The sequence below is a fragment of the Simplicispira sp. 125 genome, assembly GCF_003096555.1.
Taxonomy (GTDB): Bacteria; Pseudomonadota; Gammaproteobacteria; order Burkholderiales; family Burkholderiaceae_C; genus Simplicispira.
In genome coordinates this window covers 1,856,190-1,868,703 of sequence record NZ_QEKM01000001.1, presented here as the reverse complement: position 1 = coordinate 1,868,703, position 12,514 = coordinate 1,856,190, and the positions used below count along the sequence as shown (strand labels likewise).

Here is a 12,514-nt window from a genome sequence, read left to right as displayed (position 1 = left end):
GGGCAGAGCAGGCTGGGTAGGGTAGAGGTCTTCCTGTGCACAATCGCTGCATGAGCAATAAAAAAACCCTGGTGTTGGTGGATGGCTCCAGCTACCTGTACCGTGCGTTCCATGCCATGCCCGACCTGCGCGCCGTGCCTGGCGACCCGGCCAGCGCGGCCACGGGTGCCATTCGCGGCATGATCAACATGATGCAGGCGCTGCGCAAAGAAGTGCGCGCTGACTACGCGGCCTGCATCTTCGATGCTTCTGGCCCCACCTTTCGTGACGCGATTTATCCCGAATACAAGGCGCAACGGGCGCCGATGCCCGACGATTTGCGTGCGCAAATTGAACCGATCCACGAAGTGGTACGCATGATGGGCTGGCCTGTTTTGGCTATCAAAGGCATAGAAGCCGACGACGTGATTGGCACCTTGGCTGTCACAGCCGCCGCCCAAGGTGTGGAGGTGGTGGTGAGCAGCGGTGACAAAGACCTGAGCCAGCTGGTCAACGAACACATCACCATCATCGACACCATGAACGGCAAGCGCCGCGATGTGGCCGGTGTGACTGCAGAGTTTGGGGTGCCCCCGCACCTGATGGTGGACTACCAAACTCTGGTGGGTGACACGGTGGACAACGTGCCCGGCGTACCCAAGGTGGGCCCCAAGACTGCTGCCAAGTGGCTCATGGAATACGGCTCACTCGATGCATTGCTCGAACGCGCTGCAGACATCAAGGGCGTGGTGGGTGAGAACCTGCGCGGCAGCCTTGGCTGGCTGCCCACGGGCCGCCAGCTCGTCACCATCAAGACCGACTGTGACCTGGCTGCCGAGTTGCCAGGCCTGCCCGCACTGGACGCTTTGGCCATGGGCGAGCCCCAGACAGAACCCTTGCGCACGTTCTACGAGAAATATGGCTTCAAGGGCCTGGCCAATGCGCTCAAAGCGGCGGCCCCTGCCACCACAGCCCCCACCGTCGCCATGCCCGGCCAAAGCGGCGACCTGTTTGCCGACCACTCTGCCAGCCCCGTGGCCGAGGCTGCCCAGCACCGCACCGTGGTGTACGACACCATCCTGAACTGGACCGACTTTGACCAGTGGATGCAGCGCCTGCACCAGGCCGAGCTGGTCGCCATCGATACCGAAACCACCTCACTCGACGAGATGCGTGCCGAAATCGTCGGCATCTCTTTCAGCGTGCAGGCGGGCGAGGCGGCCTACATCCCGCTGGCCCACACCGGGCCTGATGCGCCGGTGCAATTGCCCCTGGATGAAGTGCTGGCGCGCATGAAACCCTGGCTGCAAGACCCCAAGCGCCACAAGCTGGGCCAGCACATCAAATACGACCGCCACGTGTTTGCCAACCACGGCATCGAGGTGCAAGGCTACGCCCACGACACCATGCTGCAAAGTTACGTGCTGGAAGTGCACAAGCCGCACAGCCTCACCAGTCTGGCCCTGCGCCACACAGGGCGCACTGGCCTCAGCTACGAAGACCTGTGTGGCAAGGGCGCGCACCAAATCCCGTTTGCGCAGGTGCCGGTCGACAAAGCCGCCGCCTATTCGTGCGAAGACTCCGACCAGACGCTGGACGTGCACAACGCCCTGTGGCCGCTGTTGCAGGCAGATGACAAGCTGCGTTTTATCTACGAACTGGAGATGGCGAGCAGCGAGACGCTGTACCGTATCGAACGCAACGGTGTGCTGATCGACGCACCCACGCTGGCCGCGCAAAGCCACGCGCTGGGCCAGCGCATCGTGCAGCTGGAGACCGAGGCGTATGAGATCGCTGGCCAGCCCTTCAATCTGGCATCACCGAAGCAACTGGGCGAAATTTTCTTCGACAAGCTTGGGATGCCGGTCGTCAAAAAGACCGCGACCGGCGCGCGCAGCACCGACGAAGAAGTGCTTGAAAAGCTGGCCGAGGATTACCCCCTGCCCGCCAAGCTGCTGGAGCACCGGTCCTTGAGCAAGCTCAAGGGTACCTACACCGACAAGCTCGCCCAGCTCGCCAACCCGCGCACCGGCCGCGTGCACACGCACTACGCGCAGGCCGTGGCCGTCACCGGCCGCCTGTCGAGCAACGACCCCAACCTGCAGAACATCCCCATCCGCACGCCCGAAGGCCGCCGCGTGCGCGAGGCGTTTGTGGCGCCGCCCGGCAGCGTGATCGCCAGCGCCGACTACAGCCAGATCGAGCTGCGCATCATGGCCCACATCAGCGGCGACCACGCCTTGCTGCACGCCTTTCACGCCGGGCTCGACGTGCACCGCGCCACCGCCGCCGAAGTGTTTGGCGTGGCGCTGGAGCAGGTGAGCAGCGAGCAGCGCCGCTACGCCAAGGTCATCAACTTTGGACTGATCTACGGCATGAGCAGCTTTGGTTTGGCGAAGAATTTGGGGATCGAGACCAAGGCAGCTGCCGCCTACATTGACAAATACTTTCAGCGCTACCCCGGCGTCAAGCAGTACATGGACGAAACCAAGGCCCAGGCCAAGGCGCGCGGCTATGTGGAAACCGTTTTTGGCCGCCGCCTGTACCTGCCCGAAATCAACAGCCCCAACGGCCCACGCCGCGCCGGTGCCGAGCGCGCCGCCATCAACGCGCCCATGCAGGGCACGGCGGCCGACCTGATCAAGCTGGCGATGGTGGCGGTGCAAAAGGAACTCGATGCGCACAAACCGGCCATCAAAATGATCATGCAGGTGCACGACGAACTGGTGTTTGAGTTGCCCGAGACCGAGGTGGACTGGGTCAAGGTCGAAATCCCGAAACTCATGGCCGACATCGCAGCGCTGAAAGTGCCGCTGCTTGCCGAGGTGGGCGTGGGGCCGAATTGGGACAAAGCGCATTGACGGCACGGCTGCATTGTCATAACCACTATCGAATCAGGAGCTGCTAACGCTTGTTTTTCAACAGTTTGATATAGTTTTGTATGTCAAACCATTGTCAATAAAGCGCAACTAGCTATCAAAATTGATTTCTGTAAATTCTTCCCCATCCACCTTGCGACCTGCTTCCTGGACCCCCGCCATCCGCATGGGCCTGTCCATTGCCACCGCCACAGGGCTTTACGGCGTCTCCTTCGGCGCCCTGGCCGTGGCGGCGGGCCTGACCGTCGGCCAGGCCATGGCGCTCAGCCTGCTCATGTTCACGGGCGGCTCGCAGTTCGCCTTTATCGGCGTCATCGCGGGCGGCGGCGTGCCGTCTGCCGCGCTGGGCGCTGCGGCCTTGCTCGGCGTGCGCAACGCCGTCTACGGGATGCAGATGAACCACATGCTGCAACCCCAGGGCTGGCGCAAATGGCTGGCCGCCCAGGTCACCATCGACGAATCCACCGCCACCGCCGCAGGCCAGACCACGCCGGATGAGCAGCGCCGCGGTTTCTGGGTCGCGGGCCTGGGCATCTTCGTGCTGTGGAACCTGTTCACCTTCGTCGGCGCCTGGCTGGGCGACGCCCTGGGCGACCCGCGCCGCTGGGGGCTGGATGGCGCGGCCGTCGCCGCCTTCCTCGGCCTGCTCTGGCCGCGCCTGCGCCAGCGCGAGCCCGTGGCGCTGGCGGTGTTGAGTGGCGTGGTTACGGCGCTCGCTCTGCCCTTGCTGCCGCCTGGCTTGCCCATCCTTGTCGCTGCTGCGGTCGGCGCGGCCTGGGGCTGGTGGGTACCCGAGGCTGCGCCGGTGGTCTCTGGCGCGGCAGAGGGGACCGCACCATGACCCTCTGGTTCGCCATCCTGGTCGGTGCTGCCGTTACCTACCTCACCAAACTCTCGGGCTACGCCGTGCCGGCCCGCTGGCTGGGCAACCCCCGGATGACGCGCGTGGCCGGGGCCATCACGGTGGCGCTGCTGTCGGCACTGACGGTGATGAACACCTTTGCTGCGGGCACCGCGCTGGTGCTGGATGCGCGGCTAGCGGCACTCGCGGCTGCGGCGCTTGCGTTGTGGTTGCGTTGGCCGTTTTTGCTGGTGGTGGTGCTGGGGGCGGGTGCCGCCGCAGTGGTGCGGCTGTGGGGGTGATACCCAGGCGCGTGGCGGGTGCTGGCGCATCGATGGCGTAATGGCCGCTGCTGCTGCAAGAAAATTTCTGGATGACCCCTGGGCCATGCCCCTTCTCCGGTGAAACCCAGGGTGCTGCACTTTGCTTTTGACCCCATTTTTTGATGCCCACGCGCCCCTCCCATCAACCCTCACCGTGGACGATTGTCATCACCGGTCTTGTCTCTCTTGCCATCGCGATGGGGATTGGACGGTTTGCTTTCACGCCGCTCATGCCGCTGATGCTGCGCGATGCAAGCCTGGACGCAGTCACCGGAACCGAATGGGCGGCCGCCAACTATTTCGGCTATCTGGCGGGGGCGTTGACGGCGCCGTGGTTTGCGCGGGCGCCGCAAAGCGGTATCCGGGTCGGGCTGATCGGTGTGGCACTGACGACGGCGTGCATGGCCTGGGCGCATGCCTCTGTCCCTTGGCTGGGCGTGGTTTTGCGCGGCAGTGCCGGCGTCTTCAGTGCCTGGGTGCTGGTGTGCGCAAGCAGTTGGTGCCTGCTCGAACTGGCCCGCAGAGAGACCACCTCTTTGGGTGGCTGGATGTACACCGGTGTGGGCGTGGGGATTGCGCTGACCGGTGCCATGGCCTGGCTCGGCGGACATCAGCCTGCCCGGTGGCTGTGGATCGAGCTGGCAGCCATGGCGGCTGCGGGGGCTGTTTATGTGCTGCGCAGTCTTGCCGTGCAAGCGGCCGCTTTTGCGCCGCAGCGCGCCCACACCAGTGTCCATCGGGGGCCTGGGCCGCCATCGGGTGCGGGCAATTGGGGGCTGGTTGTTTGCTACGCTGTGTTTGGGTTTGGCTACATCATCCCCGCCACGTACTTGCCAACCATGGCAAGGCAACTTGTTTCTGACCCCTTGGTCTTTGGTCTGACCTGGCCCCTTTTTGGTGTGGCGGCGGCCCTGTCGGTGGCTTTGGCGTCTCGCTGGCTGTCCGCCTGGCCCCGCAGAAAAGTCTGGGCTGCGGCCCAGGCTGTCATGGCGGTGGGTACTTTGCTTCCACTGTGCCAAAACGCCTTGTGGACGTTGACGGCTTCGGCTGTGTTGGTCGGCGGCACTTTCATGGTCGCCACCATGGCGGGTCTCCAGTGGGCGCGGCAGCGGATGCCATCGAACCCGACGCCCCTGTTGGCACGCATGACCGCAGGTTTTGCCGTTGGTCAGATCGCTGGCCCGCTCCTGGTGCGATTTTTTGGGAACGCACCCGTTGCCGGGTGGGATGCGTTGACTTGGGCCAGCGCCATCGCGACGGTGCTCTTGGCCGCCAGTGCCTTGTGGCTGTGGCGCGGTGGTCTTTCTTCGCGTTGATCAGCCGGTCTTCAGGGGCTGCTGTGGCGGCTGCGACCGCAGAGGTCGCTGACAGCGTTAAAGTGCCCCATAACATCCTGGGGCGTTGCGTGCTTCAGGCATGAATTCACCAAAGGTAACCAGCCGCCATGACCATCCATACATCTGTTCGCACCAACGCATCCTTTCCTATCGGTTTCGCGCCCCTTGAAGGAACGCCGCGAGACTGCGAAGACTGCGGCAAAGGTGCGCGGCTGGACTTTGGCTTTGAATATGCCTACCAGCCCATTGTGGATCTTGAGCGCCGCACGATCTACGCGCACGAGGCCTTGGTGCGCGGACCGCAGGGGGAGGGGGCCGCCTCCGTGCTGGCACAGGTCAACGACGACAACCGCTACCGGTTTGACCAGGCTTGCCGGGTCAAGGCGATCAAGGGCGCCAGTGCGCTGGGCATGACCGAACGCTTGTCGATCAATTTCCTGCCCAATGCCATTTACAAGCCCGAGCTGTGCATCCGCACGACGCTGGAAGCCGCCCGCACGCACCATTTCCCGCTGGAACACATCATCTTCGAGGTGACGGAGGGCGAGAGGGTCGAAGACGGCCCCTGGTTTGCCGAGATCCTGCGCGAGTACAAGCGCTGCGGTTTCAAGACCGCCATCGATGATTTTGGCGCCGGTTACGCAGGCCTGTCCCTGCTGGCCGACTTTCAGCCCGACCTCATCAAGTTGGATATGGGCCTGGTGCGCAATGTGGATGCCGACCGATCCCGCCGCACCATCGTGCGCAGCCTGGTGCGGATGTGCGAAGAAATGAACATACAGGTGATTGCCGAGGGCGTTGAAACGTTCGCCGAGCGTGATGCCCTGCGCGACGCCGGAATCCACCTGATGCAGGGTTACTTCTTTGCCCGGCCTGCTTTTCAAGCCGTGGCGTCTGTGGAGTCGGTGGTGTTTGCGTAGATTGAAGGCTGCAGGCAAGCCCTGCGCGCAGGGTGTGAGTAAGTCGGAACGCTGGTTGTTGCTGCCCAGGGTGCGCATTCCCAAAAAATCACCGCAGTACCACTCTCGCAAAGGGGCGCGCGAATCCGGGGGGCGCGGTCACTGCCGGACTCGTTGGGGGTTTTTCGGAAACGCCGGGCAGACGATAGCCGCCTGATCGACAATGAAAGTTGCCGCGTGGCGGCGAGCCGCATCCCCGTGGTGAGATGCCTCCCACGATACCGGCCGCCAGACCGCCAAGACAGCGGCGTAACCCCACCGAGAGTCCTCCATGCACCCATCCATCCCCTCTACCGTCCTGCAATTGCGCTCGCTCGTGCAGGCCGACGGCCGCTTGCAGATCAGCCTCGAGCCAACGCCCGTTCCCGTTCCGGGGCCTGACGAGGTGTTGATCCAGATGCAGGCGACACCGATCAACCCGTCAGACATTGGCCTGCTTTTCGGGCCCGCCGATCTCTCCACCGTGCAGGTTGCCGGTAGTGCCCAGCGGCCGGTGGTCACCGCCCGTATCCCCGAACGCGCCATGCCTGGCCTGGCCGCGCGCCTGGGCCACAGCATGCCGGTAGGCAATGAGGGCGCTGGCCTGGTGGTGGCTGCCGGTGCCTCTGCGGCCGCCCAGGCGCTTCTTGGCCGCACGGTGGCCGTCATTGGCGGCGCCATGTATGCGCAGTACCGGGCCATGCCTGCCGCACAGTGCCTGCCGTTGCCGGCGGGCACCACGGCAGCGCAAGGGGCATCGTGCTTTGTCAACCCGCTGACCGCCCTGGGCATGGTCGAGACGATGAAGCGAGAAGGTCATACGGCGCTGGTGCACACCGCTGCGGCCAGCAACCTCGGCCAAATGCTCAACAAAGTCTGCCAGAAAGATGGGATTGGTCTGGTCAACATCGTTCGCAAGCCCGAGCAGGCGGCGGTGCTGCGCGAGATCGGCGCCCCATATGTGTGCGACAGCAGTGCGCCGGGGTTCATGGCCGATCTGACCGACGCGCTGGCGGCCACCGGCGCCACGATGGCGTTCGACGCCACAGGCGGCGGTACGCTGGCCGGGCAGATCCTGCAATGCATGGAAAGCGCCATCAATCGCACCGCCAAGGAATACAGCCGTTATGGCTCGGCAGTGCACAAGCAGGTCTATCTGTATGGCCACCTGGACACCCGCCCCACAGAAATCCAGCGCACCTTCGGCATGGCCTGGGGTGTGGGTGGCTGGTTGCTGTTTCCTTTCCTGGAAAAAATCGGGGGCGCAGCGTCACAGGCGCTGCGCGACCGTGTGGTCGCCGAACTGAAGACCACGTTTGCCAGCCACTACGCACGCACCGTATCGCTGGCCGGCGCATTGAGCGCTGACGCCATCGCCTTCTATGGCCCGCGCAACACGGGCGCCAAGGTGCTGATTGATCCGTCGATGTGAGGGGGGGGGGCGGCCAGCCGGGCGCGTTGGATACAGGCGGCCCCCGGCCGTTACCTTTTATCTATTTCTCTCGCCTGCACCGCGTGGACTTCGCCACAATGCACAGGGCATTGCCCCAGGCGAACGGCGCGCGCCGCCTTGCACGGCCATCCACCCCGCAGGAGACGACCCACATGCACATCCTCTGGACCTACCTGCGCCCCCACGGCAAGCTGGCGTTGCTGGCGCTGCTGCTGGCGGCCGTCAGCCAGGTGCTGGCGCTGGTGGACCCGATCATTTTTGGCAAGATCATTGACGGCTATGCCGTGCACCCGGCAGGCAAAAGCGACGACGAACTGATCTCGGGCGTGCTGCGCCTGCTGGGTCTGGCGGTGGGGGTGGCGGTGCTCTCGCGACTGGCCAAGACGCTGCAGGAATACGTCACGCGCCTGGTGGTGCAAAAGCTGGGCACGCAGATCTTCAACGACGGGCTGCGCCAGGTGCTGCGCCTGAAGTTCCAGGAATTTGCCGAAATGCGCAGCGGTGAAACGCTTTCGCTGCTGCAAAAGGTGCGGCAAGACAGCGAGCGTTTCATCAACGCCTTCATCAACACCGTGTTCGCCGCTTTCGTGGGCGTGAGCTTTCTGATCTGGTATGCGGTGACGCGGCACTGGGCGCTGGTGCCGGTGTTTTTGATCGGCGTGCTGGTGCTGGGCGGGCTCACGGGCTTGCTCAGCCGCGAAATCAAGAGTCAGCAGCGCTCCATCGTGCGTGAGACCAACCGCAGCTCGGGCTTCATCACCGAGTCGCTGCGCAACATCGAGCTGATCAAAAGCCTGGGGCTGACGTTTCCGGAGATTCGGCGGCTGCAGGCGCAAACGCAGAAGATTTTTGCGCTGGAGATGCAGAAGGTCAAACGCATCCGCCTGCTGTCCTTTTTGCAAGGCACTACGCTGAGCCTGCTCAAGCTCGCCATCCTGTTCGCACTGCTGTGGCTGATTTTCAAGGACGTGCTGAGCACCGGCGAGCTGATCGCCATGCAGTTCATCTCGGTCGCCATCTTTGCGCCGCTGCAAGAGCTGGGCAACATCATTTTGGCCTGGCGCGAGGCCGAGGCGTCGCTGCTCAACTTTGAAGCGCTGATGAAAAAACCGGTGGAGCGCCGCCCCAAGGACTCGGTGCACATTGGGCCGGTGCGCCAGGTGCGTTTCAGCAACGTGGTCTTCAAGCACCAGGGCGCTCCGGACAATGCGCTCGATGGGGTGAGTTTTAGCGCAGAGCTGGGTGATACGGTGGCCTTTGTCGGGCCGTCGGGCTCGGGCAAATCCACGCTGGTCAAACTGCTGGTGGGGTTGTATACGCCGGGCAGTGGCGCCATTTTCTACAACGGCACTTCCACCGCCCAACTGCGCTACAACGAGGTGCGCCGCCAGATCGGTTTTGTGACGCAGGAGACGCACCTTTTTGCCGGCACCCTGCGCGAGAACATGCAGGTGGTGAAAGCCGACGCCAGCGACGCTGAAATCGTCGCCGCCATGCAGCAGGCGGCTTGCGCCCACCTGCTGGCCAAAGCGCCCGAGGGACTGGACACGCCGATTGGCGAGATGGGCGTGCGCCTGTCGGGCGGCGAAAAGCAGCGGCTGTCGATTGCCCGCGCGCTGTTGCGCCAACCGCCGTTGCTGATCTTTGACGAGGCCACGTCGGCGCTGGATTCGTTGACGGAGGAGCAGATCACCGACACCGTGCGGCGCCTGTCCACCGAGAGCACGCGCATCACCATTCTCATTGCGCACCGGCTCTCGACCATCCTGCATGCGCAGACCATTTTTGTGCTGGAAAAAGGCCGCATCGTGGAGTCGGGCAGCCACACCGCACTGCTGGAGCAGCGTGGCCTGTACTACGCCATGTGGCGCCAGCAGATTGGCGAGCGCCCGGCGCCGTGGGCTCCTGAGCCGCCAGCGCCGGAAGGGCCCAATGACGACCCAATCCTGCTGCTGTAGTCGGCGGCAGCGCCGTTGCAGTGGCGCTGTCGTGGACGGTGAAAAAAAGAACAGAATCTGATCGTTCGTGCCGACGCGACCCACCCAGACAGCGCAGGGCGCAGTTTTTTTCCAACCACGCGGGCTCTGTAAGACAGTGAATCCGGATACCGTCCTCTTCCATGAATCTGTTCTCACCGATTGGGGCCGCGCTGGGCATGGGGTGTTGGAGCCGCATCGGGCTTCGTGGCGGCGATCGTCGCGTTCGCTTACCACCATTTTTCGGTCCGCGCTGCAGGGCTGTTGCGACAGCGGTTTGCGCAGAAATACCAGGTAAAATCGGGCTCTTGCGCTTACTGCATAAGCGTTAGCAGCTATTTATTTTGAGTATTTTATCGATTCCCTTGCGGTAGGCTGGCACGGAAGTCGTGGCCGCTGGGGTGCTGGTACAGGCGCAGGCCAAACTCCGGCAGCACCGCCAGCAGGTGGTCAAAGATGTCGCCCTGGATACCTTCGTACACCGCCCACTTGGTGGTGGCGGTGAAGCAGTACACCTCCAGTGGCACGCCCTCGGCGGTGGGCTCCAGGGTGCGCACCATCAGCGTCATGTCCTGGTGGATGTCGGGATGGGCCTGCAGGTAGGCGAGTACGTAAGCGCGAAAGGTGCCGATGTTGGTCAGATGGCGTTGGTTGGCCGTTAGCTCGACGCGCTCGCCCAGCGCTGCACGCGCGGCAGCGTTGGTTTGCTCGACAGCAGTGCGCTTGGCCTGCATGTAGTCCTGCAGCAGCGCAAAGTTGGAGAAGTAGGCCATCTGCTCGGCATCGAGAAAGCGCACCGAGTTCACGTCGATCCGCAGGGTGCGCTTGATGCGCCGCCCCCCCGATTCGCTCATGCCGCGCCAGTTGCGGTAGCTCTCGCTCATCAGCCGCCAGGTGGGGATGGTGGTGATGGTTTTGTCCCAGTTCTGCACCTTCACGGTGTGCAGCGCAATGTCGATCACGTCGCCGTCGGCGCCCACCTGCGGCATCTCGATCCAGTCGCCGATGCGCAGCATGTCGTTGGACGACAGTTGCACGCCCGCAGTGAACGAGAGGATGGTGTCCTTGAACACCAGCATCAGCACGGCAGACATGGCGCCCAGGCCCGAGAGCACGATCAGGGGAGAGCGGTCCAGCAGCAGGGCCACAGAAACAATGGCGCCGGCCAGAATCAGCATGAGTTTGCCCAACTGCACATAGCTCTTGATCGAGCGCACCTTGTGCGCTGAAGCCTGGTCGCCTTTTTCGCGGCTGTATTTCTCTTGTAGCGACAGCAGGGCATCGAGCATGGCCATCAGCGCGGCCACGATCTGGATGGCGATGAACGCCAGCGCGATGTTGCTCAGTACGGTCGCAAATCTGGCGTTCAGGTGCGGCACATACACCACTCCAGCGCTCACCACGAGCCAGGGCAGCAGCCGTGCCAGGCGATGGAGGACGCCTTCGTGCAGCAATATTTCCATCGGCCATGCCCCCGCGTGCAAGCGCAGGCGCTGCAGGCTGGGCGCAATGATCCAGAGCGCCAGCAACCGCGCCGCGACAGCCGCCAACAGCAACAGGGCAAGGCCCAGGGCGGCCTGCATCTGGGGTTCAAGGCTGGCGAAAAAAGTGAAGGGAGCGAGGCTGATCATTGGTATGTGGCTGCAATTGCAATGCGTTGGTGCCCAGAACGTGGTGGTTGCAGCTTACTGTGTCTGCCATTGGGAGCGGCGCACGCGCGCACGGGTGGCAACTGCAGGTACCGAAGCCAACACCGCGCCGCACGGCGGTGTGCCCCGCATTCCCCAAGTCGCCAGAGGTGCTTCCGAAGGGGCGGCAAGGTATTTACGGCAGGGCACCGTACACTTTTCGATTCGTTGGCGGCACTGCACCAGCCACCCCTGATTTGCCCACGGAGTCCTCGCACATGACCAATCCATCCCCCTACACACCGCCCGCTGTCTGGCAATGGAACAAGGAGAACGGCGGAAAGTTCGCCAGCATCAACCGGCCCATCTCGGGCGCCACGCATGACAAGGAACTGCCGGTGGGCAAGCACCCGCTGCAGCTGTACTCGCTGGCCACGCCCAACGGCGTCAAAGTCACGGTGATGCTTGAAGAGCTGCTGGCGCTGGGCCACAGCGGGGCCGAGTACGACGCCTGGCTGATTCGCATCCATGAAGGTGCGCAGTTTGGCAGCGGTTTTGTGGCGGTGAACCCCAACTCCAAGATTCCGGCGCTGCTGGACCGCAGTGATGCCGCTCATCCCATCCGTGTTTTCGAGTCTGGCGCCATATTGATGCACCTGGCCGAGAAGTTCGGCGTTTTTTTGCCCCAGGAGCCTGCCCAGCGGGCCGAGTGCCTGTCGTGGCTGTTCTGGCAGATGGGCAGCGGGCCCTTTCTGGGCGGTGGATTTGGGCACTTTTATGCCTATGCGCCGGAGAAGTTCGAATACCCCATCGACCGTTTCGCCATGGAAGTGAAGCGCCAAATGGATGTGCTGGACAAGCGCCTCGCGCAGCACGAATACATCGCAGGCAGCGACTACACCGTGGCCGATATGGCCATCTGGCCCTGGTACGGCGCGCTGGCCAAGGGGCAGCTGTACGAGGCGGGCGAGTTCTTGCAGGTGCACGAATACACCCATGTGCTGCGCTGGGCCAACCAGATCGCCAAGCGCCCCGCGGTGCAGCGTGGCCGCAAGGTGAACCGTGTGTTTGGCGACCCCGCCAGCCAGTTGCACGAGCGGCACGACGCCAGCGACTTTGACACCCAAACCCAAGACAAGCTGGCCCCAGCGGCTTGAGCC

General features: G+C 63.6%; 9 protein-coding genes. 8 read left to right on the top strand and 1 reads right to left on the bottom strand.

What is annotated here, in order from left to right:
* Positions 1-50: 50 nt before the first annotated feature.
* The 7 genes from polA (at position 51) to C8D04_RS08625 (ending at position 9,708) form a co-directional block, all read left to right on the top strand.
* Complete coding sequence (gene polA / locus C8D04_RS08655) at positions 51-2,840, top strand: DNA polymerase I (protein ID WP_116004480.1); 2,790 nt, start codon at positions 51-53, stop codon at positions 2,838-2,840.
* A 151-nt stretch (positions 2,841-2,991) separates the two neighbouring features.
* Entirely contained in the window at positions 2,992-3,699 is a 708-nt protein-coding gene (locus tag C8D04_RS08650; protein ID WP_233521147.1) for an AzlC family ABC transporter permease, read from the top strand.
* Positions 3,696-4,001, top strand: coding sequence for an AzlD domain-containing protein (locus C8D04_RS08645; protein WP_116004478.1), 306 nt, complete (start codon positions 3,696-3,698; stop codon positions 3,999-4,001). The genes C8D04_RS08650 and C8D04_RS08645 overlap by 4 nt, the downstream gene beginning before the upstream one ends.
* 143 nt (positions 4,002-4,144) lie before the next feature.
* Positions 4,145-5,338 carry a YbfB/YjiJ family MFS transporter gene (locus C8D04_RS08640; RefSeq protein WP_116004477.1) on the top strand — a complete coding sequence of 398 codons (1,194 nt, stop codon included), beginning with the start codon at positions 4,145-4,147 and terminating at the stop codon, positions 5,336-5,338.
* Between the two features lie 128 nt (positions 5,339-5,466).
* Complete coding sequence (locus C8D04_RS08635) at positions 5,467-6,279, top strand: EAL domain-containing protein (RefSeq protein WP_116004476.1); 813 nt, start codon at positions 5,467-5,469, stop codon at positions 6,277-6,279.
* A 310-nt stretch (positions 6,280-6,589) separates the two neighbouring features.
* Positions 6,590-7,729: a zinc-binding dehydrogenase gene (locus C8D04_RS08630; RefSeq protein WP_116004475.1), complete on the top strand. Its 1,140-nt coding sequence runs from the start codon at positions 6,590-6,592 to the stop codon at positions 7,727-7,729.
* A gap of 173 nt (positions 7,730-7,902) precedes the next feature.
* Entirely contained in the window at positions 7,903-9,708 is a 1,806-nt protein-coding gene (locus C8D04_RS08625; protein ID WP_116004474.1) for an ABC transporter ATP-binding protein, read from the top strand.
* A 371-nt stretch (positions 9,709-10,079) separates the two neighbouring features.
* Here the strand turns inward: C8D04_RS08625 and C8D04_RS08620 are convergent, their stop codons facing one another.
* Positions 10,080-11,357 carry a mechanosensitive ion channel family protein gene (locus tag C8D04_RS08620; RefSeq protein WP_116004473.1) on the bottom strand — a complete coding sequence of 426 codons (1,278 nt, stop codon included), beginning with the start codon at positions 11,355-11,357 and terminating at the stop codon, positions 10,080-10,082.
* A gap of 275 nt (positions 11,358-11,632) precedes the next feature.
* On the opposite strand from C8D04_RS08620, the gene yghU reads away from it, so the two are divergent.
* Positions 11,633-12,511, top strand: coding sequence for a glutathione-dependent disulfide-bond oxidoreductase (gene yghU, locus C8D04_RS08615; protein ID WP_116004472.1), 879 nt, complete (start codon positions 11,633-11,635; stop codon positions 12,509-12,511).
* Positions 12,512-12,514: the final 3 nt, after the last annotated feature.